The sequence below is a fragment of the Paragemmobacter amnigenus genome, assembly GCF_009908265.2.
GTDB lineage: Bacteria > Pseudomonadota > Alphaproteobacteria > Rhodobacterales > Rhodobacteraceae > Paragemmobacter > Paragemmobacter amnigenus.
This window is the reverse complement of record NZ_JAAATX020000007.1, coordinates 244,771-266,545: the sequence shown is the minus strand read 5'-3', so window position 1 is coordinate 266,545 and position 21,775 is coordinate 244,771. Positions and strand designations below refer to the sequence as shown.

Genomic DNA, 21,775 nt, shown 5'->3' with positions numbered 1-21,775 from the left:
CTGGAAGGCCGCGGCGTGCCGCGCGCGCTGGTGGCGCAGGCGCTGGCCCTTGCCGGCATCGCGGGCGAGGGGCGCGAGGGCGCGCCGCGTCAGGCCGAGGAGGTGATCGCGCGGCGCTGTTTCGGCGCGCTGGCCAATGCGGGGGCGCGGCTGGTGGACAGCGGCGCGGCGCGGGATGCGGCGCAGGTGGATGCCATCGCCATCGCGGCGGGGATCACGGCACGCTGGACCGGGGGGCCGATGCATCAGGCCGACCGGCGCGGGTTGATGGTGCTGCGCCGCGACCTGCGGCTGTGGTCGGTGGAGGCGCCGGAGCTTTATGCGCCGTCGGCCCTGTTTGACCGGCTGATCGCGGACGGGGCGCGGCTGACGGAAGCCTAGGGAGAGATCAGCCGAGGATCAGGGCGATCACGACCGCCATCAGACCCAGCGCCGACAGCGCCAGCGCGCCGAGGTTCAGCGCCACCACCCGTTGCAGCGCGGCCTTCATCCGGTCATCCGGCAGGCCCGAGCGTTTGGCGCGCACCGCCAGCCAGACGCAGGCCAGAAGCAGCGCCACGCCTGCCAGCGTCAGCACGATCCCGCCCGTCAGAAGATAGTCCATCGCCCGCACCCCGTGCCGCCCGTCGCGCGGCGTCTAGCCCACGGGGCGGGGCGAGGCAAGCGGCCTGCGGCGGGCCGCTTGAACAGGGGGCGGTTGGCAGGGTAGGGAGGGCGGGTGCAGCATGACCGTTCAACAAAGAGGCCAAGATGAGCGACCCGACCGACGCCTACAACGTCACCGCCGACGAACTGCGCCAGTTCATCGAACGCTACGAGCAGCTCGAGGCCGAGAAGAAGGACGTCACCGAACAGCAGAAAGAGCTGATGGCCGAGGCCAAGGGGCGCGGCTATGACACCAAGGTGATGCGCAAGGTCATCGCGCTGCGCAAGCGCAAGCCCGACGAAATCGCCGAGGAAGAGGCCGTGCTGGAGATGTACAAATCCGCGCTGGGAATGGCCTGACGCGCCGCCGCGTTCCTGTCAGGCGTCGATGAAGGTGACGCCCGACAGGCCGCGCAGCCGCGCGATGTCGGCGCGGTAGCCTTCGGTGATCTCATCGACCAGATCCTCGTCCCAGTCGGGCAGGTCCAGTTCCATGTCGATGCGGTCGGTCAGGGCGAACTTGTCCAGAAACGCCGAAACGATCCGGCGGCGGTGCATGATGCTGGCGGGGGGATTGCCTGCCAGATAGGCGCGCATCCGCTCCATCCCTTCGGGCGACATGATCTCGCCCAGCAGGTCGTCCGAAGCCTCCAGCACGGTGCCGGGCGCATGGCCCGAAACGGCCTGCAACACCTCGGGCCAGATGAGCGGCGTATCCTCGTCGCACCAGATGGTCAGGTTGGCCTGCGGGTTGAGCGTGCGGACCTCTTCGACCAGTTTCAGCCAGCTCAGCTCGCGCGGGTCCGCCCCGCCGAGGAATTCTGCGAAGGTCTTGACCTTCAACTGCCCGAAAAGCGCGGGCAGGAAGCTGGCGGGGTTGCGGATCGCCAGATGGAATTCGGCCTCGATCTCGGGGAAGATCTGGGTGAAGGCGCGGATGCGTTCGGCCGCGGCGGGATAGAGCGTGCGACCCCGGATCACCCATTGCGGATAGCTCAGGAAATTGTCCCACGAGAGGATCAGCCGCTCGGCCCGGTCCTCTTCCATGATCTGGTCAAGCACCATCGCCTGCGTATCGCGCGAGGCCGCGCGGCCCTTGAGCGTGACGGCCGTGTCGCGCAGGAGCGACCGGTAGCGGGTGGGGGCGGGCACGACGATGCCCTGTTCCGACAGGCTGTCGCGGTTCTTCCAGAGGCAGCGGATCAGGCGCTCGTCATCCGTGCAGTGGGCGCCGAGGTGGTAAACGATACGCATGGGACTGGTCTGCTCTCTGGCCGTCTTTGGCCGCATTCTATACGGGCTTTTCTGGACAGGGAAACCGCTTTCGGTTAAGCCCTGCGCCCATGATCTCTGATAAAAACAGTCGGGTTCCCCTTGGCCTGCCGCGCCTGCGGCCCGATGGCTGGTCCATCGGGGCGGTGCTGATCGCGGCGGTGGTGCTGGCGCCGATGCTGGCGGTGGTCTGGATCGCCTTTCACCCGACCGAGAACATCTGGCCGCATCTGATCGACACGGTCCTGCCGCGTTACTTCCGCAACACCCTGCTGCTGATGGGGGGCGTGGGCCTGCTGACGGCGGCGGTGGGGACGGGGGCGGCGTGGCTTGTGGTGATGTACCGCTTTCCGGGGCGGGGGTGGCTGGATTACGCGCTTCTGTTCCCGCTGGCGATCCCGGCCTATGTGGGGGCCTATGCGCTGGTGGATTTCCTGCAATATGCGGGGCCGGTGCAGACGGGGTTGCGCGCGGCGATGGGGTGGGAGACGGCGCGCGACTACTGGTTCCCCGAGGTGCGGTCGCGCAGCATGGCGGTGGTGGTGCTGTCGGCGGCGCTTTACCCCTATGTCTACCTGCTGGCCCGCGCGGCCTTCCGCGAGCAGTCGGGGGCGTCCTATGACGTGGCGCGCGCGCTGGGGGCGGGGCCTTGGGCGCTGTTCTTTCGCGTGGGCCTGCCGCTGGCGCGGCCCGCCATCGCCACGGGCGTGGCGCTGGCGCTGATGGAGACGGTGGCGGATTACGGCACGGTCACGCATTTCGGGGTGCAGACCCTGACCACGGGGGTGTTTTCCACCTGGCTCAACGGCAACAATGCGGGGGGGGCGGCGCAGATCGCGGGGGTGATCCTGATGCTGATCCTGCTGCTGGTCGCGCTGGAACGGATCAGCCGCCGCAATGCGCGGTTCCACCGTGCCAGCCGCGCCGACCGGCCCGTGGTGCCGACCGAGTTGCGGGGGGTGCGGGCATGGGTGGCGACGGGGCTGTGCCTTTTGCCCTTCGGTCTGGGGTTCGGGCTGCCGGTCGGGGTGATGCTGGACCACGCGCTGGCCAATCCCGAGGTCTGGGTCGCGCCGGGTCTGGTCGAGGCGCTGGTGAATACGCTGATGGTGGGCGGGGTGGCGGCCGCGCTGACCGTGGGGGCGGCGCTGTTTCTGGTCTATGCGGTGCGGATGGCGGGGCGGGGCGTGGCGCGGGTGGTGCTGCCGCTGACGACGCTGGGCTATGCCGCGCCGGGGGCGGTGCTGGCGGTGGGGCTGCTGATCCCGCTGGCCGCGCTGGACAATCGCGTGGCCGATGCGGTGCTGGCGCTGACGGGGCATGATCCGGGGCTTTTGATGACGGGTACGGCGGGGGCGGTGATCCTGGCCTATGCGGTGCGCTTCTTCGGGATCGCGCAGGGGGCGGTGGATGCGGCCTTTGGCCGGATCCCGCCCAGCCTGCCGATGGCGGCGCGGTCCTTGGGGCGCAGTGCGGGGGGCGCGCTGGGGGCGGTGTACCTCCCGCTGATGCGGGGGTCGGTGGCGACGGCGCTGCTGGTGGTCTTTGTCGACTGCGTCAAGGAACTGCCCGCGACGCTGCTGCTGCGGCCCTTCAACTTCAACACGCTGGCCACGCGGGTGTTCGAGCTGGCCAGTCTGGAGCGGCTGGGCGAGGCCGCGCCTGCCGCGCTGGTCGTGATGGCGGTGGGTCTGTCGGCGGTGGCGCTGCTGGCCCGCGCCAACCGCCGCTGACCCGCCGCCCGACCCTTGCACGGCCCCCCGTTTCGGGCTATCCGGACTGCGGTGTGCCTCTATAGCTCAGCTGGTAGAGCACCTGATTTGTAATCAGGGGGTCGGGGGTTCGAGCCCCTCTGGGGGCACCATCCAGACACGCAAAAGGCCGCCCGTCGGGGCGGCCTTTGCTCTTTGCGACCTTGCAGCTCAGCTTTCGGCAGGGGCTTTGCCGGTCGGGGCGGCGGGCTCGGCGAGGGCCTTTTCAAGATCCTTCCGTGCCTCGTCATGGTCCGCCACCGCCTCTTCGGCCTGCCGTGCGGTCTCGTCTGCCGCTTGGGACATGTCGGTGCCCGCATCACCGGCCTTCGCCAGATCGCCTGCGGCATCGCTCACCGCATCCGGTGCGTCGGGGATCGCCGCGACTTCATTGGCGAGCTTTTCGGCCTCGTCCTGCGCGGCGCCCAGTGCGCCGAGCGCGCGGGCAAGCTCTGCCTGTGCGTCCAGCACATCCTGCAGGGCCTCGGTCTCGGCGGGGCTGCCGGCAAGGGCGGCCTGCGCCTCGGTCAGGGCGGTCTCGAGCGCGGCCTTGGCGGAGGCCACATCGGCCTCTTCGCCGGCGGTCGCGGCGCGGGCCTGCTCGGAGGCTTCGGTGGCGCGCTGCATGGCCTTTTCCGCCGCGTCCAGCAGGGAGGCAAGTTCGGTGATCTTGCCCTCGTCCGCGGCGATGGCGGACTTGAGGCTGCCTTCCTGTGCCTTTGCCTGCGCCAGATCGCTGGCCAGCGCATCCACCTTGGACTGGAGCGCGGCGAGGTCATAGGTCGCCTTTACGGTGGCAAGCTCGGTCTGGGCCGTGGCGAGTTGGTCTTTTTCCGTGGTAAGGGTCGCGTTGGCGTTGGTAAGGGCGGTCTTGGCCTCGTTCCAGGCGTTTTTTGCGGCGTCGCGCGCGTCCTTTTCAGCCTCGCACTTGCCCTTGCAGTCGCGCGCCGTGTCGAAGGCGGCATCATAGGCGTCCTTTGCCGCCTTCGCCTCCGCCGTGGCAGTGGCGACCGCGCCTTCCGCATTCTTCACGTCTTGCGTCTCGGAGCCGACCTTGCTCTCTGCCTCACCGATCTTCTCGGCGGCGTCCTCCAGCGCAGCGTTGGCATCCTTGATGCTGCTGTCCAGCGCGCCGATGCGGTCGTCCAGCGCGTCCAGTTGCCCTTTCGCGGCGGCAATCGCGTTCTCGAGCGCGGCCTTGCGCGCCTCCGCGCTCAGCCCGTCCAGCGCGCCCGCCAGACCGGATTGCGCGGTGGCGGCAAGGCCCGACAGGCGCGCGGCCTCGGCCACCAGCGGTTCGGCGGCCTTCTTCGCCGTGTCGAGGCGGGCATTGGCGGTTTCCAGACGGTCGCGGGCGTCGAGGTAGTTTTCCAGCGCGCGGCGCTTGGCCTCGGTATAGTCGGGCAGGATGCGCTTTGCCTCGTCGCGCGACAGGTCGTCCGAGGCGAGCGCGGCGACAAGGCGCAGCGTGGGTTCTGACAGGCCTGCGCGGCTGGCGCGGCGGATGGTGCGGTCGAGCGCGGACTGCGCGCGGCCCACATCGGCGGTGGCATCATCCAGCCGGTCGGTGGCAACGGCGAGACGGTCCATGAGGTCGCCGTAATCGGGGGTCTGCGCCCCGCCGGTTCCGCCGCCGGTGGTGGTGCCGCGCGAGGGGTCGCGGTTGTCGGCCCGCTGCGCCGGAGCGGGGACGGTTCCGGTGGACATCAGCGTCGCCGCCAGTTCGGGGCAGGCGCCCGACATCTCGGCAAAGGCTGAGGCCAGATCGCCGCGCTGCATGAAGGCGGCCGGATCGGCGGCGGCGCTGGCACAGACGGCGCTGCCGGAGCCTGCCGCAAGGGCGGCAAAGGGAGTCGAGGTGGCAAGACAGAGGGCAGAGACAGAAGCAAACGTGCGAAGCATGGCGAACCTATCGGACGGGATGAAAACCCATTCCCTTGTCCATCCGGCCTAGCCAGTGGTCGCTTTACCTGTCAACTTTTGGGCTAAAATACAGCCCTTTGGATAGAAAACTTGAACCGAGGGTGGCAAAATTAACAATTGTTTCGCCATTTGCGATTCAACCCTGCATGGCCTGCAATCTGGGGTGGTGGCCGGTCGAATCGCGCCGCTCTGCCGTGCCGGCGGGTGTTCCGCGCGCTGCCTTGCGGGGATCAGCCGTCCTCGCGTCCGTGTCCCGTGCCGCGCCACAGCATCCGGCCCAGCACCACCGCCACCACGCCCGCGCCGATGGCGGCGGCAAGGTTGGCCAGCACCGATCCCAGCGCCTCGATATCGGCCGAAAAGCCGTAGCCCAGCCCGATGAAGGCCGCGACCCAGATGCATTCCCCCGCGACCGAGGGCAGGGTGAAGCCCAGCCAGTTCATCCGCGCGGCCCCTGCGGCGAAGTTCACATAGGGGCCAAGCGCCGAGACCAGCCACCGCGACAGGAACACAGCCGGCAGGCGGCGCCGCTCCAGCCATGCGACGGCCCGCCCGACCAGCCGCGCCGCGCGCCGCCGCCGTTCCAGCCGCGCGATCAGACGCGGGCCGAAGGCGCGGCCCAGCCAGTAGCCGCCCTGATCCCCCGCGACCGCCCCCGCCAGCGCGCCTGCCAGAAGCGGCGCGATATCCAGATCGCCCGCTGCCGCAAAGGCCCCCGCCGCCAGCATCACGATCGAGGCAGGGATGGGCAGCGCCATGCAGGCCAGCATATTGGCCAGCGCGATGACCAGCGCGCCCCATTCCGGCACCAGCGCGAGCAGCGTGTCGGTCATTCGTCGCCGTCCTGCGCGTCGATGGCGTCCTGCACGGCGGCGATCAGTTCGGCCGTCGTCATGCCGCGTTCGCGCGCGATGGTGTAGAGCGGCTGGCGCAGGTCGTCGCGGTCGGTCGTGCCCAGAACCTCGTCCAGCGCCGCGCGCTCCAGCCCGTAGGTGCGGACGATGTAGCGGGGCGTCATCCAGCTTGCCACCGGCTGCTCGGACCGCCAGTGCAGGCTGACGGCAAAGGTCACTGCGCGGGCGGCGAAAAACAGCGTCGCCACAACGGCCAGAACAAAGGCCATGAGCAGGAGGGGGTTCCTTTTCGCGATCTCGCGCAGGCGGGGCATCAGCGCAGCTCCCTTATGCCGCGCGAGATCCCCTCCAGCGTCATGGGCACCATGCGGCCGCCGAAGACGTCGCGGATCAGGCGGGTGGACTGGGTATAGCCCCAATGCGCCTCGGGCGTGGGGTTGATCCACAGGTGGCGGGGCCATTGCGCGCAGGCGCGTTGCAGCCAGACCTGACCCGCCTCGCGGTTCCAGTGTTCGTTCGCGCCGCCGGGATGCAGGATCTCGTAGGGCGACATGGCGGCATCGCCCACGAAGATGCAGTGCCAGTCCGGGCCGTAGGTCCGAAGCACATCCATGGTCGGGGTCTGGTCGTCCCAGCGGCGGCGGTTGTCGCGCCAGACGCCCTCGTACAGGCAGTTGTGGAAGTAGAAGGGGGCCAGATGCTTGAACTCCGACCGCGCGGCGGAGAAGAGCTCTTCCATCACCTTGACGAACGGGTCCATCGACCCGCCCACGTCCAGAAACAGCAGCACCTTCACCGCGTTACGCCGTTCGGGGCGGGTCTGCACGTCCAGCCAGCCGTGATCGGCCGTGGCGCGGATCGTGCCGTCGAGGTCCAGCTCCTGTTCCGCTCCGTCGCGCGCCCAGCGGCGCAGGCGGCGCAGCGCGACCTTGATGTTGCGCGTGCCCAGTTCCACCCGGTCGTCCAGATTGCGGAACTCGCGCCGGTCCCACACCTTGACCGCGCGGCCATGGCGGCCCTGATCCTGCCCGATCCGCACGCCTTCGGGATTGTAGCCATAGGCACCGAAGGGCGAGGTTCCCGCGGTGCCCACCCATTTCGACCCGCCCTGATGGCGGCCCTTCTGCTCTTCCAGCCGTTTTCGCAGCGTCTCCATCAGCGCGTCAAAGCCGCCCAGCGCCGCGATCTGCGCGCGTTCCTCGGGCGTCAGATGCTTTTCGGCCAGCTTTTCTAGCCAGTCGCGGGGCAGGTCGATGGCCTCCAGCACCTGCGCCTCGGTGATCGTCTCCAGCCCGTTGAAGGCCATGGCGAAGGCGCGGTCGAAACGGTCCAGATGGCGTTCGTCCTTGACCATCGCGGTGCGGGCAAGGTGGTAGAAGCCATCGACGTCATAGGTCACAAGCCCCGCCGCGACGCCTTCCAGAAAGGCGAGGTATTCGCGCAAGGAGACGGGGATGCCTTCCTTCCGCAGCGTCTGGAAGAAGGGCAGGAACATCCCGCCCCCCTCAGACCATGCGGTCGATGAACAGCGTCAGGAACAGGCCCAGAAGCGCGAAGGCGATGCCGTAGCCCGCGCCGTATTGCAGCGCGTCCAGCCGCTTGCCGCCCCGTTTCAGCGCCGTGCGCGCGCCCAAGGCCGCACCCAGAACCAGCCCCGCGATAACGATCATGCCCTGCCTCTTGCCCCGTTCGGGAAGGGGCAGGCCATCCCGCCCCCTCAGCTGCGGCGACCCATGGCCGCCAGACCCGTGATCTCGGACATGCGTGCCCGGACCTGCGCGTCGGTCCCGAAGCCATAGCGCGCCCAGCCCAGACTGTCGAGACGCGCCTCCCGTGCCTCGTCCGACCGGCCAAGGGCGGCATTCGCCTCGGCGCGGATCATCAAGAGCGTCGACAGCAGCGCCGCATTCTCGGCGCGGCGGACCACCGGAATGGCGCGGTCGGTGCGGGCCAGCGCCTCGGCAAAGCGGCCATCGGCAAGGGCAAAGGCGGCAAGCTGCATGTCGACATGGGCCGCGCGCACCTCTCCGCCGGGCAGCCCGTTCCAGATGCGCTGCGCCTGTTCGAAGGCCTGCGTCGCCCTGATGGTGTCGCGGCCCACATTGGCGCGACCCAGCGCGAACCAGCTGAAGGCGAGGCGGTTGTCCTGCCAGCCCTGCGCGCGGGCGATGGAGAGCATCCGCTCGGCCGCGTCGCGGCGGCGCGACTCGCCCCCCTGTCCGCCCAGTGCCACGCCCACGGCGTCGATCCACGGGCGGGGCGCCATGCGGTCCATGCCGGTGCCGCGCCCTTCGCCTGCGGGGTTCAGGCGGGCAAGGATCGCGGGCAGGCGCGCCGCCACCTCGGCCTCGGTCATGCCCGAGCGCAGGGCGGGGTCGTAATGCACCCGCAGGACCAGCATGTCGAAACCGGTCAGGACGGTGTGGAAGTTGTCGTCGTTGAACACGCTGTCGGGCAGGCGGTACAGGTCGTTCAGCGGCCCGATGGATTGCGCCAGTTCCTCGTGCAGGCAGTCGCGCACCTCTTGCGGGGCGGTGTCCGAGGGCACGATGATCGCCGCCCGCTCGCGCCGTGTGACGCTGGCCCAATCCGTCACCTCGCTTCCGCGGCGGGCGCGGTATTCGGCAAAGGAGGACACGCGCGGCACCACGAAACAGGCCGCCTGCGGCACGACGCGGCGCATCGCGGCCTTGGGCTGGAAGTCGATGGTGACCGCAGCATTTTCGCCCGTACGGGCAGAGCGGATGTCGATCCCCGCCTCGGCCCTCAGCCGTCCCATGACGCGGGCAAGGTCGGAATGGGCGGTGGGCGGCACCTCGCCGGCAAGGGCCACGGTGATCGGCCCCTCGAAACGGGTGAAGACGGGCAGGGGCCGCCCGCTTTCCATCCGGAAGGCCAGATCGAGGATATCGCGGGCGATATCGGCATTGCCCCGCGCGGGCGGGGTGCCACGGACGGCGGCAAAGGACTGCATCGGCGGCAGGGATGCCCCGGTCGAGACCGGAGCGATGCTGTTCATCGTGACTTGGGCCGTCTGGGTCGGCGTGCAGGCGGCAAGGACTGTGGCGAGGGTCGCAATGACCGGAATGAAACGCATGAGTGGCAGCTCTGCTTGTCTATGGAACCAAAGGGCCGTGCGGCCCCACCGAAACCGGCCGCCGCAGGATCGCGCCAGCCGTCACACCGGGCCGGACGGCGCCCCCGCGCCGCCTGGCCGTATCCGCCCTGCATGGCCTGACCGCCGCTGTCGCGCGCAACACCCGCCAGACCCGTGCGGAACGGGGCGATGATGGGGCTGTGGTTCGGACGCACTGACACTTCGGCAACCTGTTGAACGCAGGGACGGACGCCCCCAATAGGATGGGGCCGAGTGTCAGGAGCGGGGCCTGCGCGTGTCAATTGTGGGAAAAGTCCAAGACCAAAGTCGGACTAGCACTGGCGTCGGACGCGGCGCGCGGCACCACCACTGCCCCGTCATGTCACGAAACATTTCAAATTGTTGCAAGAAACGTCGTCGCCGTTACCGAATGGTGGCAAAACTGCGGCCAAGTTACGGCAATTTCTGGCGATTCGCCTATCGCGTGTTGCGCGCCATGAAGGCGATCCTTTCGAACAGGTGAACGTCCTGTTCGTTCTTCAACAGCGCCCCGTGCAGCCGCGGCAGGGCGGGCCCGCCCTCGCGGCGCAGATCCTCGGGCGACAGGTCCTCGGCCAGCAGGAGTTTCAGCCAGTCCAGCACCTCGGAGGTGGAGGGTTTCTTCTTCAGCCCCGGCACCTCGCGCAATTCGTAGAACTGGGTCAGCGCGGCGGTCAGGAGGGCGGGTTTGATGCCGGGGAAATGCACGGCCACGATGGCGCGCATCGTGTCGATGTCGGGGAATCGGATATAGTGGAAGAAGCAGCGCCGCAGGAAGGCGTCGGGCAGCTCCTTTTCGTTGTTCGAGGTGATGATGACCACGGGGCGGTGGGTGGCGCGGATCGTCTCGCCCGTCTCGTAGACGTGGAATTCCATCCGGTCCAACTCCTGCAACAGGTCGTTGGGGAATTCGATGTCGGCCTTGTCGATCTCGTCGATCAGCAGCACGACCTTGCCCGCCGCCTCGAAGGCCTGCCAGAGCTTGCCCTTGCGGATGTAGTTGCGCACGTCATGCACGCGCTCGTCGCCCAGCTGGCTGTCGCGCAACCGGCTGACGGCGTCATATTCGTAAAGGCCCTGCTGTGCCTTGGTCGTCGATTTTACGTGCCATTCGATCAGCGGCAGCCCCAGTGCCGCCGCCACCTGCCGCGCCAGTTCCGTCTTGCCCGTGCCCGGTTCGCCCTTCACCAGAAGCGGACGCTCCAGCGTGACGGCGGCATTGACGGCCAGCGTCAGGTCATCGGTGGCCACGTAACCGGAGGTTGAGGAAAACTTCATCGCATCTCGCAGGGTCTGGGGGAAGGGTCGGTTGGACCCTAGCCGCGACAGGAATCGGTCGCAACCGCTAGTGACAATCCCCTGCCGATGGTCTAGATGCACCCCCAACAGGAGCGCGCCATGCAAGCAGACCCCCTGTCGGCGCGATCCGACCAGACGGAGAGAGCAGTGATGAAACCCGAAGCGTTTCTTCCAGACGATTACCGTCCCGCCGAGGACGAACCCTTCATGAATGACCGGCAGCTGGAATATTTCCGGCGCAAGCTGATCAACTGGAAGAACGAGCTGCTGGAACAGTCGGCCGAGACGATCGACAACCTGCAAGACAGCGCCCGCAACGTCCCCGACCTTGCCGACCGCGCGAGCGAAGAGACGGACCGCGCGCTGGAACTGCGGACCCGCGACCGCCAGCGCAAGCTGGTCGCCAAGATCGACGCCGCGCTGCGCCGGATCGAGAATGGCGAATACGGCTATTGCGAGATGACGGGCGAACCGATCAGCCTGAAGCGGCTGGACGCGCGCCCCATCGCCACCATGACGCTGGAAGCGCAGGAAAAGCATGAACGCCGCGAGAAGGTGCACCGCGACGACTGATCGCGGCCCCGCCCCTTGCACAGGGGCGCGCACAGGGGAACAGTGACGCCGGGCCGCAGGGTCCGGCGTTTTGCTTTGGCGGGGGTGACGGGCATGAGCCTGATCGGGCGGCAGGTGACGGTTCTGGGCGCGGGCGTGGCGGGGCTGGCGGTGGCGCGGGCGCTGGCGCTGCGCGGGGCTGCGGTCACGGTGCTGGAACAGGCCGATGCCATCCGCGAGGTGGGGGCGGGGTTGCAGGTGTCGCCCAATGGCGCGGCGGTGCTGCGGGCGCTGGGGCTGGGTCCGGCGCTGGAGGCGGTGTCGGTCCGCGCACAGGCGGTGGAACTGAAGGACGGGCTGGACGGGTCGGGCGTGCTGCGGATGGACCTTGCCCGCCTGCGCCCCGATCAGGGCTGGCATTTCGTGCACCGCGCCGACCTGATCGCGCTGCTGCTGGAGGGCGCGCGCGAGGCGGGGGTGGAACTGCGGCTCTTGCAGAAGATCGACGCGGTCGACCTGTCGGGCGCGCAGCCGGTGGCGCGCAGCGCGCTTGGCGTGGCGCATCAGGCGGGGCTGATGATCGGGGCGGACGGCCTGCATTCGCCGATGCGCGCCGCGCTGACGGGCAAGGTCGCGCCCTTCTTCACCCACCAGATCGCGTGGCGGGCCACCATCGCGGGCGACCCCGCCGATCCCGCCGTGGCCGAGGTGCATATGGGCCCCGGCCGCCATCTGGTCAGCTATCCCCTGCGCGGCGGCACCCTGCGCAACATCGTCGCCGTCGAGGAACGCCGCCGCTGGGTCGAGGAAGGCTGGTCCCTGCGCGACGACCCGATGGAACTGCGCCTTGCCTTTGCGGGCTTCTCCCCCCGCGTGCGCGGCTGGCTGGAGCGGGTGGAGGATGTCTGGCTCTGGGGTCTGTTCCGCCATCCGGTGGCGAAGCGCTGGCACGCGATCCTGCCCGGGGGCAGCGCCGCGATCCTTGGTGACGCCGCCCATCCGACGCTGCCCTTCCTTGCGCAAGGCGCCAACATGGCGCTGGAGGACGCCTGGACGCTGGCCGCCGCCCTTGCGGGCCATGACGGCGACGCGGCGGCGCTGGCCGCATGGGAGGCCGCGCGCAAACCCCGCTGCGCGCGGATCGTCGAGGCCGCGAATGCCAATGCCCGCAACTATCACCTGACGGGGGCAAAGCGCGCCATAGGCCATGCCGCCTTGCGCCTGTCGGGCATGGTGGCGCCGTCCTTGGCGATCAGCCGCTTCGACTGGCTTTACGGCTATGACGCCACCGCGGGCTGAGCCGCCGCGGGTGACCTATTGATAGGTGAAGGTCGCGATCTCGCAGATGTTCACGCCGCCCTTCTCCAGCACGTCGCCATCTTCGAACACAGCGCGGAAGTCGAATTTGCAATAGCCCGAGCGGTCGTCGAAATCGATCACCACCGAACTGCCCGATGGCAGCACATCCGTGCCGAGGATGTCTTCCTCCCAGCTGTCCGATCCGGTGTTCGATCCGTAGAATTCCACGATGGTGAAGCCGGTATTGTTGATGATCTCCACCCGCCGGTCCAGCGCGGCGGCGGGCAGGGCGGTGGCAAGCGCCAGAAGCGCGGACAGGCCAAGGGTCAGGGGGCGCATGATCGGTCGGGCTCCGCTCGGATCGGGTGGGACTTGCCCAAGGATAGACCGCCGCCCGCCGTCGGGAAGGGAAAATTAATATACTTGAATTTTTCATGAAATCCGCTGTGGTCCCGCTGCATCAGGGGCCGGCGGGGCGCGGGGCTGTCACGGGCCGGTCGGGCTTCAGGCGTCCAGTTCCACCCAGACCGGCACGTGGTCCGACGGTTTCTCGCCGCCGCGCACGCCCTTGTCGATGCCCGCCTCGCACAGAAGGTCCGCGCATTGCGGCGAGAGCAGTAGGTGGTCGATGCGGATGCCGTTGTTCCGCTCCCACGCGCCGGCCTGATAATCCCAGAAGGAATACTGCCCCGCGCGCGGGTCGCGGGCGCGGAAGGCGTCGGTCAGGCCGAGGTTGACGATGCGGCGGAAGGCCGCGCGGGTTTCGGGCAGGAACAGCGCGTCTGTCACCCATGCCTCGGGCCGCGCCGCGTCCTGCGGTTCGGGGATGACGTTGTAGTCGCCGCAGAAGGCAAGCGGTTCCTCGGTCGCCAGCAGGGCGCGCACCCGCGCCTCCATCCGCGCCATCCAGGCGAGCTTGTAATCGTATTTCGGCCCCGGCGCGGGGTTGCCGTTGGGCAGGTACAGACCGCAGACACGGATCGCGCGTTTCTCGCCTATGACCGTCGCCTCGATCCAGCGGGCCTGTTCGTCGGCATCATCCCCCGGCAGGCCGCGCGTCACATCCTCAAGCGGCAGGCGCGACAGGATCGCCACGCCGTTAAAGGATTTCTGCCCGTGGGTTTCGACGCGGTATCCCATGTCCTCGAAGATCTCGCGCGGGAAACCCTCGTCGACCGACTTGATCTCTTGCAGGCAGACCACGTCGGGTTTCGCGCTTGCAAGCCAGGCTGGCAGCGCCTCGATCCGCGCCTTGATGCCGTTGATGTTGAAAGTGGCGAGTTTCATGGGCGTCTCCCTTGCCCCACCGTTCTAGGCGCGGGGCAGGGGGCGCACAAGTCGGGGACTTCGGATCAGGCGGACTGCGCCAGCCCCGCCCGCGCCGCAGAGAGCCAGAGCATGTCGAGACGCCGCAACTCGGCCGGATCGAAGCGGTCGGCCTCTTCCCAGTAGCGGCCCGAGGGGACGTGATAGCCCAGCGCGTCCTCGCGTTTCAGCGCCTGATCCGCCAGCCGGATGTCAAAGGGCAGGGGCCGCGCATGGGCCGCCCGTTCCCGCGACACGCGCGGATAGACCAGCCGTGACGGGCCGAAGGACAGGTTGACCATCGCGCAGCCTTCCATCGCGGCAAGGATCATCAGCCGCGCCGACTTCGCCTCGAGGCTTTGCAGCGTGATGTCGGGGCGCAGCGGATCGGCGCTGCCCGCGCCGTAGAAATGCGTCTGCCCCTTGGGGTAATGCATGTCGCAGCCGAAGGCCGCGACGACGCGGGGGCGCAGGGCATGCAGCGCCCAGTAGGCGGCGGTAAAGGCCATGGTCCCGCCCGCATAGACAAATCCGCCAAAGGCGTTCTGGGCGGGAACAAAGTCCGCTTCCGTCACCACGACCTGATCCGCGCGGGGGGCGGGGCGGCGGCTTTCGGGGAAATCCCACGGGTGGATATGATGCGTCCAGTCGGGCCGGACCGCATGGGCGTTGTTGATTGCAAGGACCGCGTCGAAGGGCGCGCGCGGCCATCCCGCCGCCTCCACCACCTTGGGCCCCGAGCCCAGCATCAGAACGCAGGTCATTGTTCCGTCTCCGTTTTTCCTGTGAAACGGAGCCTAGCGCGCCCTGTCCGAAAGGCTAGGGTAGCATATATGAATTTATGTCAGATGGAGAAGGATGTCCCGCAGCCGCAGGACGATGTGGCGTTGGGATTTTCGATGACGAAACGCGCGCCGATCAGTTCCTCGGTAAAGTCGATCACGGCGTTTTGAAGGAAGGGCAGCGACACCGCATCCACCAGAACCTTCGCCCCGTCCTTTTCCAGAACCAGATCGTCGGCGGCGGGATCGTCCAGCTTGATGTCATACTGGAAGCCGGAACAGCCGCCCCCTTCGACGGCGACGCGCAGGGCCTTTTCCTCGCCCGTCGCCTCGCAGATTTCCTTCAGCCGCGCATAGGCGCGGTCGGTGACGCGGGGGGGAAGGGCAAGGTCCATGACGAAATCCGTGGTCCTGTTGGGATAGTTGCAATATAGGCTTGCACAAAAGCCGGAACAAGAACAGGCAGACCCGAATGCTCGCCCCCTATGCCTGCCAGCCCGACGGATCGCGCGGGCGGCTGCACCCCGAACGGATGTCCTCGTTCCGGTCGCCCTTCCAGCGTGACCGCGACCGGATCATCCATTCCTCGGCCTTTCGCAGGCTGAAGCACAAGACGCAGGTCTTTGTCGAACACGAGGGCGACTATTACCGCACCCGCCTGACCCATTCGATCGAGGTGGCGCAGGTCGCGCGCACCATTTCGGGGGTGTTGGGCCTGAACACCGATCTGGCCGAGGCGATCGCACTGGCGCATGACCTTGGGCATACGCCCTTCGGCCATACGGGCGAGGATGCGCTGGGTCTTCTGATGCAGCCCTATGGCGGCTTCGACCACAACGCGCAGGCGCTGCGGATCGTCACGCGGCTGGAACGGCATTACGCCGATTTCGACGGGCTGAACCTGACATGGGAATCGCTGGAAGGCATCGCCAAACACAACGGCCCCGTCACCGGCCCCAATGCCGATGCGAAACATGACGGCCCCTTGCCCTATGCGCTGGCCGAGGTGAACGAGGCATGGGATCTGGAACTCTCCACCCATGCCAGCGCCGAGGCGCAGGTGGCCGCCATCGCCGATGACGTGGCCTATTCCCACCACGACCTGCATGACGGGTTGCGCTCCGGCCTCTTCACCGAAGATGACCTGATGGAACTGCCCGTCACCGGCCCCGCCTTCGAAGAGGTGGACCGCCTCTATCCCGGTCTGGAAAAGATGCGCCGCCGGCACGAGGCGCTGCGCCGCGTCTTCGGCCGGATGGTCGAGGATGTCATCGCCGTCGCCCAGAACCGCCTGACCGCCGCGCAGCCGAAATCGGTGGACGACATCCGCCACATGGGCACGACCATCATCCGCTTTTCCAAACCGCTCTATCAGGAGCTCAAGGCGATCCGGTCCTTCCTCTTTACCCGCATGTACCGCGCGCCCTCCGTGATGGAGGAACGCGCGCGGGTGACGGCGATGGTCAACGACCTGTTCCCGCTGTTCCTGTCACGGCCCGAACACCTGCCCGCCGAATGGCGCGCCGATGTCGAGGCCGCGCAGGATCAGGTGACACTGGCGCGGATCGTGGCGGATTATGTGGCGGGCATGACCGACCGCTTCGCGATCCAGGAACACAACCGCCTCTTCGGCGGGGATCAGCGTGCCGACCGGCGATAGGCGCTGATCCAGACCAGCGCCAGCGCGACCGACAGGACGACGTTCCATCCGGCCATGGACAGGCCCAGCATCTGCCAGGCGATCTCGTCGCAGCGCACCACGGCGCCCACCTCGACATCGGGGTTCAGAAGGTCTGCCGTGGAAATCCCGCTGATCGACCCTGCGGTGCAGGAGGCCAGCCCCTCCCACCGCTTCTGCTCCACCCCCACATGGAACACCCCGATCCCCGCCGTGGCCAGCGCCGCCAGCGCGCCCATGAGCGGCAGCGCGCGCCCCGCGATCCCCCGCGCCGCGACCAGCGCCAGTACGCCCACCAGCACGGCGGCGGCATGGGGCCAGCGCTGCCACAGGCACAACTGGCACGGCGCCAGTCCGCCCAGATACTGGAAGGCGAAGGCCCCCGCCAGCAGCGCGGCGGAACCGCCTGCCGCCAGAAGGATGGCGAAGGTGCGGGTATCGGTGATCATCGCAGGACCTCGAACAGGATGAAGGCCAGCAGGGCCGCGCCTGCAAGGCCAAGGGCGATGCGGTTCATCTGCGCTTCCAGAAACGCGGTGATCCGCAGCCCGTGGCGCCGCAGCAGGACCGCCAGCAGGAAGAACCGACCGCCGCGCGCGACGATCGCGGACAGGATGAACAGCTTCAGGTCGAAGGCAACCACCCCTGACAGGATCGTGACCACCTTCATCGGCGGGATATGCGACAAGCCCGACGTGACCAGCATGGCAAGGATCGTCCACGTCCCCGTCTGGCCCTTCAGCGCGTCGAAGGCTGCCGTCTTGCCGTAAAGCTCCAGAAGGGGCCGCGCGAGGGCGTCAAAGGCCCAGACCCCGATCGCCCAGCCGAAGACCCCGCCAAGGACAGAGGCCACCGTGGCAATCGCGGCATAGCGCATCGCGCGCTCGGGCCGCGCAAGGCACATGGGCAGGAACAGCACATCCGCAGGCACCGGAAAGACCGAGCTTTCGGTGAAGGACACCACCCCCAGCGCCGTGCCCGCATGGCGCGAGGCGGACCAGCGCAGCGTCCAGTCGTATAGCGCGCGCAGCATCCGGCATCCCCTTGGCGTCCTTGCCCGCTTCGACCATGCCGCAGGGTTGGCGTCAAGCCGCGCCCGCCGCAGAACGGGGTTGGTGGCGCGCCGCGCCCGCGTCTATGCTGCAACCGGTGCGGGAACCGGCAGGCGCGCGCGCCGCTATTGCATGTGGCAGCAGGGGGACGTCATGGACTGGCGCGGACGCAGGGGCAGCAGCAATATCGAGGACCGCCGCCGTCTTGGCGGGGGCGGGCGCGGCGCGGGCATCGGCGGGGCGGGGGTGGTGGTCGTCCTTCTGCTCGGCTGGTTCTTCGGCGTGGATGTCACGCCGCTCTTGCAGGATCAGGGCGCGCGCCCCGCTGGCGCGCCGGTGGAACTGACGGCCGAGGACCGCGCGATGGGCGAATTCGTCTCGGTCACGCTGGCCGATACCGAAGAGGTCTGGGCCGCGCTCTTTGCCGAACAGCTGGGGCAGGACTACCGTCCCGCCACGCTGGTGCTGTTCAAGGACTATACGCAATCTGCCTGCGGGGGCGCGTCGCAGGCGACCGGCCCCTTCTACTGCCCGCAGGACCGCAAGGTCTATCTGGACACCGCTTTCTTCACCGTGCTGGATCAGCGGCTGGGCGCGGGGGGCGATTTCGCCGCCGCCTATGTCGTGGCGCACGAGATCGGGCATCATGTCCAGAACGAACTGGGCCTGCTGGAGAAAACCACCCGCCTGCGCCAGCAGGTCTCGGAGGCGCAGGCGAACGAGATTTCCGTGCGGGTTGAACTGATGGCCGACTGCCTTGCCGGTGTCTGGGCGCATGAGGCCGCGGCGCGCTTCGGCTCCATCGAACGCGGCGATGTCGAAGAGGCGATGAACGCCGCCCGCCAGATCGGCGACGACACATTGCAGCGCGAGGCGGGCCGCACGCCCATGCCCGACAGCTTCACCCACGGCACCAGCGACCAGCGGATGCGCTGGTTCCTCGCGGGGCAGGGGTCCGGCCGGATCGACGCCTGCGACACCTTCCGCGCCCCGCGTCTGTGACGCCATGTTGACGGGCGCGCGGGCAGGGGTTAGACCCGTCCCGCTGGCCCGAGTGGCGGAATGGTAGACGCAGCGGATTCAAAATCCGTCGCCGCAAGGCATGTCGGTTCGAGTCCGACCTTGGGCACCAGCTTAGCCGATATCCCGTTGTTACGCCTTGATTTTCTTGACGAAACCACACGGGCGCAGGGCATTGGCCTATGACAAATCGGCCCTTTCTCGTTCCTCATGGACGGCGTCTTTTCCTTCGAACGCAGGGTAGAAAGGGCCATTGCTCCATGTCACGCACCCCCGCAGGTCCGGTTGCACTTCCCCGCTCCGGCATGTGCAAAGCGGTGTCCGATACCTTCGAGTTGGACGGAATTGTCTTTGTGACGGGATGAAAATTGGATATGTCATCCGGCACTGGCAAAAAACGCCGGACCACCCCAAAAGCTCAAGGTAATCGACATGGAACCACGCACAGGCGACCCATGGCCGAATATGCTTGTGATCGATACCTTCAAGGAACTTTTCGACTTCTCTCGGGATGTTCTCTGGCTCATGGCTCCGGATGGGTCCGTCACCTATGTGAGTCCGGCAATCCATCTCTTGCGTGGGATTACGCCAGACGAGGCGCGGCATCAGAAACTGGAGGATGTCCATCCTCCGGAGTCGGCGAAACGTTCCGTTGCCTATTTCATGTACATGCTTGGTGAGATCGCAGCAGGCCGGAAACCAGATCCTTTTCAAGGAACCTTGGATTACTATCATGCCGACGGGTCGATTATCAAAACCGACGTCTATGCCGTTCCGGTCTTTGATGCACAGGGGAAATTCAGCTTTCTGGCAGGTGTATCCAGGGATATTTCCGCGCGTGTCCTGGCTGAAGAAAAGCAGAAAACCGAACTAAAGCTGCGCGAGATCGAGTTTCGCAGGATGCTTAACTCGGTGCTTGAACATGAAGTCCGCAATGCTCTGGCCGTGATCAGCCTGTGCTTTGACAGTCGATCGATGGAACCCCGAAAGGCAAGCCGCGTCCGCAAATCCATCGATGATCTACTGCAGGTGGTCGAGCAGGTTGGATTGTTTTCCAGATCGGATGATATGGAAAAAGCGATGGAGGCCAGAGCCATATCAGTTTACGATATTGTGGTAGAGACGCAGCAAAAACTAGGCTTGGCCGATACGGTGGTGTTCGAGGGCGACCGTGGCCTGCTTGTATGGGCCGAGCATTCCATGATCCTGCAATTGTTCAAGCAGATCATGGAGAACGCAAGCAAATACGCCGCTCCCGGTTCGTTGATCAGGGTGGTCGGCGCGGAGGAAGGGCAGGACACTGAAACTCTGGCCACAATCCGTTTTTCAAATACGCATATCGCACCGCAAGGAATAGCGTTGGATCGCCTGTTTGATCCGTTTTACCGTGGTTCCCACGTTTCGGGGAAATCCGGTTCCGGGTTGGGGCTGGCGATAGCAAAGCACCTGACGGAAATGTTGAACGGCAGAATTGCCATCGATTATGTGAACTCCATCTTCTCTGTCACAATAAACCTGCCGCGTGCAACACAGCAAAATCCGGCGTCTGGACCTGACTGATCGCCGCATAGGGGTGTCGAGGCAACCTGTGGGGGCGACGCGCTTGAAGCGCAGTTGTCCTTTCCAATCCTCAAGACACTCCCTGAAGGCGTCCGGGCAGCTGTAGACGGTACCCAGTCCCTTTTGGGGCAGGGGCCTATCTTTCGCGCGCAGTGCCGTGGCGGTGGTCGGGCCTTGCGGCCTCACCCGCGCCAGAGGAACAGTCCGCACCGGGGGCAGCTATGGTGCGGACTGCTCTGTGCTGCGGCAAAGTCGCCGCAGGTTTTGATCAAATATACCGGAGCGCCGCCGCGCACAGGGCCGCTTGCGTATAGCCGCGCGCCCCTGCGGCGCGTCTTTCCGCCAAACGGCCATGGCGGTCGGAACCACGCGGCGGCCTGCGGGCGTTTCTGGCAAGACTTCCGGCGGAAAGGGCAGACCATGGCAGGCAAGAAGGCACGGTAGGGCACCGCGCAGGACCGCACCGGCGGCATCGCCAAGGCGGTCGAGGCCGCGCGGCGCGGCGCATCCGAGCGCGCGGCGGAACGGGCGGCAGGGCAGGCGGAACCGGCGCAACGGGCCGAGTCGCCGGAACGCCCCGCCCCGGGTGCCGCAGGCGGCGAGACGGGCGGGAACGCCCGCCGCCCGCGCGGGCAGCCGGATTGATCTGGCGCAAGAAATCCCGTTCACGCAATACTTTAGACGGTGGCGCCACATCCACCGGTTGCATTGCCGCGCCCGTGCCGCGGCGCGATAGTCCCCCCGCACCATCAAGGGGGAACCACAATGAAGCACCGCTGCGACACGAATATGGGTATGCTGAACGTCACCCAGCACTGGTTCGACCATGACATGGACCAATGGGGCAAGACGCTGGGGCAGGAAGTGCAGGAAAGCGGCAACCGCATGGCCCGACTTCTCGGCCCCGACGGCACCCCTCTTGTCTATGCCAAGCCGCGCATCGGCTTCGACCTGACGCCCCGCCAGCGGCGCTGAGCAGGCCTGCCGGTCAGCGGGGCGTCGCCGCAGCGGTGGCCGCGCGCCAGGCGGCCCACTCCTCGGGCGTGTCCAGATCGGTGGTGGCGTGGCGGTCGGGCAGGGGCACCAGCCGCAGCCGCGCGCGGTGGCGCACAAGGATGGAACGTGCGCCCTCGTCCCCTTTCAGCGCCAGCAACTCCTCGCGCAGGTCGGGCGGAAAGCAGACGGGATGCCCCGCCGTCCCGTCCGCTGCCGCGCCGCGCAGTATAGCCTGCGGCTCGGCGCGCCATTCCTCCAGCATCCGTTCCAGATCCGCGCCCGTGATTTCGGGCAGGTCGGCCAGCAGCAGCAGCACACCCGCCCCCGCAGGCACCGCCGCAAGCCCTGCCACCAGACTGGCCGCCATGCCCTGCGCCGGCTCGGGCACCGTGACCCGCGCCACGCCCAGCCCCGCAAGCGCCTGCCCGCGCGCCGGACGGTCCGGCGGCAGCGCCACCGTCACCCCCAGCCCCGTCGCCAGCGCCGCCCGCGCGATGCGGGCGATCTGCGGCTGCCCCGCAACCTCTTCCATCAGCTTGTCCCCACCCCGCATCCGCGAGGAATAACCGGCAGCGAGGATCAGGATATGCGCGTCCATGCCGCCGACCTTCGCCCTCGCGCGCGCCCCGCGTCAAGCGCGATCGGCCCTCC

24 protein-coding genes, 2 tRNA genes and 1 pseudogene are annotated in these 21,775 nt (G+C 67.5%); 11 read left to right on the top strand and 16 right to left on the bottom strand.

Annotated features, from left to right (window positions below; genetic code table 11):
• Positions 1-381 (top strand): annotated as a pseudogene (locus GU927_RS12010) (hypothetical protein); the annotation flags it as partial.
• 7 nt (positions 382-388) lie between these two features.
• On the opposite strand, the gene GU927_RS12005 reads toward GU927_RS12010, so the two are convergent.
• Positions 389-604 carry a hypothetical protein gene (locus tag GU927_RS12005; RefSeq protein ID WP_161762670.1) on the bottom strand — a complete coding sequence of 72 codons (216 nt, stop codon included), beginning with the start codon at positions 602-604 and terminating at the stop codon, positions 389-391.
• A 146-nt stretch (positions 605-750) separates the two neighbouring features.
• Between GU927_RS12005 and GU927_RS12000 the strand changes: the two genes are divergently transcribed.
• Positions 751-1,005, top strand: a complete 255-nt coding sequence (locus tag GU927_RS12000) for a DUF2312 domain-containing protein (protein ID WP_161762669.1) — start codon at positions 751-753, stop codon at positions 1,003-1,005.
• 18 nt (positions 1,006-1,023) lie between these two features.
• Here the strand turns inward: GU927_RS12000 and GU927_RS11995 are convergent, their stop codons facing one another.
• Positions 1,024-1,899: a hypothetical protein gene (locus GU927_RS11995; RefSeq protein WP_161762668.1), complete on the bottom strand. Its 876-nt coding sequence runs from the start codon at positions 1,897-1,899 to the stop codon at positions 1,024-1,026.
• Between the two features lie 89 nt (positions 1,900-1,988).
• Here GU927_RS11995 and GU927_RS11990 point away from each other — a divergent pair, with 89 nt between their 5' ends.
• Together GU927_RS11990 and GU927_RS11985 are read left to right on the top strand one after the other, a co-directional pair.
• Positions 1,989-3,650: an ABC transporter permease gene (locus GU927_RS11990; protein WP_161762667.1), complete on the top strand. Its 1,662-nt coding sequence runs from the start codon at positions 1,989-1,991 to the stop codon at positions 3,648-3,650.
• A gap of 55 nt (positions 3,651-3,705) precedes the next feature.
• Positions 3,706-3,781, top strand: a tRNA-Thr gene (locus tag GU927_RS11985).
• A 58-nt stretch (positions 3,782-3,839) separates the two neighbouring features.
• Here the strand turns inward: GU927_RS11985 and GU927_RS11980 are convergent.
• The 7 genes from GU927_RS11980 to GU927_RS11950 all read right to left on the bottom strand — a co-directional run bounded on the left by GU927_RS11980 (position 3,840) and on the right by GU927_RS11950 (position 10,859).
• Positions 3,840-5,570: a hypothetical protein gene (locus GU927_RS11980; RefSeq protein ID WP_161762666.1), complete on the bottom strand. Its 1,731-nt coding sequence runs from the start codon at positions 5,568-5,570 to the stop codon at positions 3,840-3,842.
• A 251-nt stretch (positions 5,571-5,821) separates the two neighbouring features.
• Positions 5,822-6,424: a DedA family protein gene (locus GU927_RS11975; RefSeq protein ID WP_161762665.1), complete on the bottom strand. Its 603-nt coding sequence runs from the start codon at positions 6,422-6,424 to the stop codon at positions 5,822-5,824.
• Positions 6,421-6,759 (bottom strand): hypothetical protein, encoded by a 339-nt coding sequence (locus GU927_RS11970; RefSeq protein ID WP_161762664.1) that lies wholly within the window; start codon positions 6,757-6,759, stop codon positions 6,421-6,423. Before GU927_RS11970 ends, GU927_RS11975 begins: the two co-directional genes overlap by 4 nt.
• Positions 6,759-7,940, bottom strand: coding sequence for a vWA domain-containing protein (locus GU927_RS11965; protein WP_161762663.1), 1,182 nt, complete (start codon positions 7,938-7,940; stop codon positions 6,759-6,761). The genes GU927_RS11970 and GU927_RS11965 overlap by 1 nt, the downstream gene beginning before the upstream one ends.
• A gap of 10 nt (positions 7,941-7,950) precedes the next feature.
• Positions 7,951-8,115, bottom strand: coding sequence for a hypothetical protein (locus tag GU927_RS11960; RefSeq protein ID WP_217765604.1), 165 nt, complete (start codon positions 8,113-8,115; stop codon positions 7,951-7,953).
• Between the two features lie 47 nt (positions 8,116-8,162).
• Positions 8,163-9,542 carry a DUF2927 domain-containing protein gene (locus tag GU927_RS11955; RefSeq protein WP_161762662.1) on the bottom strand — a complete coding sequence of 460 codons (1,380 nt, stop codon included), beginning with the start codon at positions 9,540-9,542 and terminating at the stop codon, positions 8,163-8,165.
• Between the two features lie 477 nt (positions 9,543-10,019).
• Positions 10,020-10,859, bottom strand: a complete 840-nt coding sequence (locus tag GU927_RS11950) for an AAA family ATPase (protein WP_161762661.1) — start codon at positions 10,857-10,859, stop codon at positions 10,020-10,022.
• A 171-nt stretch (positions 10,860-11,030) separates the two neighbouring features.
• On the opposite strand from GU927_RS11950, the gene dksA reads away from it, so the two are divergent.
• Positions 11,031-11,453, top strand: coding sequence for an RNA polymerase-binding protein DksA (dksA, locus tag GU927_RS11945; protein ID WP_161762695.1), 423 nt, complete (start codon positions 11,031-11,033; stop codon positions 11,451-11,453).
• Positions 11,454-11,546: 93 nt separating this feature from the next.
• Positions 11,547-12,731, top strand: a complete 1,185-nt coding sequence (locus GU927_RS11940; RefSeq protein ID WP_161762660.1) for an FAD-dependent monooxygenase — start codon at positions 11,547-11,549, stop codon at positions 12,729-12,731.
• 15 nt (positions 12,732-12,746) lie between these two features.
• On the opposite strand, the gene GU927_RS11935 is transcribed toward GU927_RS11940, so the two are convergent.
• The 4 genes from GU927_RS11935 to erpA form a co-directional block, all read right to left on the bottom strand.
• Positions 12,747-13,070: a coproporphyrinogen III oxidase gene (locus GU927_RS11935; RefSeq protein WP_161762659.1), complete on the bottom strand. Its 324-nt coding sequence runs from the start codon at positions 13,068-13,070 to the stop codon at positions 12,747-12,749.
• 165 nt (positions 13,071-13,235) lie between these two features.
• Complete coding sequence (gene xth / locus GU927_RS11930) at positions 13,236-14,018, bottom strand: exodeoxyribonuclease III (RefSeq protein WP_161762658.1); 783 nt, start codon at positions 14,016-14,018, stop codon at positions 13,236-13,238.
• Positions 14,019-14,083: 65 nt separating this feature from the next.
• Positions 14,084-14,800, bottom strand: coding sequence for a hypothetical protein (locus tag GU927_RS11925; RefSeq protein WP_161762657.1), 717 nt, complete (start codon positions 14,798-14,800; stop codon positions 14,084-14,086).
• An 80-nt stretch (positions 14,801-14,880) separates the two neighbouring features.
• Entirely contained in the window at positions 14,881-15,213 is a 333-nt protein-coding gene (gene erpA, locus GU927_RS11920; protein ID WP_161762656.1) for an iron-sulfur cluster insertion protein ErpA, read from the bottom strand.
• 77 nt (positions 15,214-15,290) lie between these two features.
• Between erpA and GU927_RS11915 the strand changes: the two genes are divergently transcribed.
• A complete protein-coding gene (locus GU927_RS11915) occupies positions 15,291-16,478 on the top strand; it encodes a deoxyguanosinetriphosphate triphosphohydrolase (RefSeq protein WP_161762655.1) in 1,188 nt (395 codons plus the stop codon).
• Here the strand turns inward: GU927_RS11915 and GU927_RS11910 are convergent.
• Together GU927_RS11910 and GU927_RS11905 are read right to left on the bottom strand one after the other, a co-directional pair.
• Entirely contained in the window at positions 16,457-16,945 is a 489-nt protein-coding gene (locus GU927_RS11910) for a disulfide bond formation protein B (protein ID WP_161762654.1), read from the bottom strand. The two genes, GU927_RS11915 and GU927_RS11910, sit on opposite strands and share 22 nt — an antisense overlap.
• Positions 16,942-17,529, bottom strand: coding sequence for a YqaA family protein (locus GU927_RS11905; protein WP_161762653.1), 588 nt, complete (start codon positions 17,527-17,529; stop codon positions 16,942-16,944). The genes GU927_RS11910 and GU927_RS11905 overlap by 4 nt, the downstream gene beginning before the upstream one ends.
• Positions 17,530-17,701: 172 nt before the next feature.
• Between GU927_RS11905 and ypfJ the strand changes: the two genes are divergently transcribed.
• The 4 genes from ypfJ (at position 17,702) to GU927_RS11885 (ending at position 21,103) form a co-directional block, all read left to right on the top strand.
• Positions 17,702-18,550: a KPN_02809 family neutral zinc metallopeptidase gene (gene ypfJ, locus GU927_RS11900; protein ID WP_161762652.1), complete on the top strand. Its 849-nt coding sequence runs from the start codon at positions 17,702-17,704 to the stop codon at positions 18,548-18,550.
• Positions 18,551-18,596: 46 nt separating this feature from the next.
• A tRNA-Leu gene (locus tag GU927_RS11895) sits at positions 18,597-18,680 on the top strand.
• Between the two features lie 320 nt (positions 18,681-19,000).
• Positions 19,001-20,128, top strand: a complete 1,128-nt coding sequence (locus tag GU927_RS11890; protein WP_161762651.1) for a PAS domain-containing sensor histidine kinase — start codon at positions 19,001-19,003, stop codon at positions 20,126-20,128.
• Positions 20,129-20,893: 765 nt separating this feature from the next.
• On the top strand, positions 20,894-21,103 hold the full coding sequence (locus GU927_RS11885) for a hypothetical protein (RefSeq protein ID WP_161762650.1): 210 nt from the start codon (positions 20,894-20,896) through the stop codon (positions 21,101-21,103).
• 13 nt (positions 21,104-21,116) lie between these two features.
• Here GU927_RS11885 and GU927_RS11880 read toward each other — a convergent pair whose 3' ends face one another.
• Complete coding sequence (locus GU927_RS11880) at positions 21,117-21,722, bottom strand: nucleotidyltransferase family protein (RefSeq protein ID WP_161762649.1); 606 nt, start codon at positions 21,720-21,722, stop codon at positions 21,117-21,119.
• Positions 21,723-21,775 lie beyond the last annotated feature (53 nt).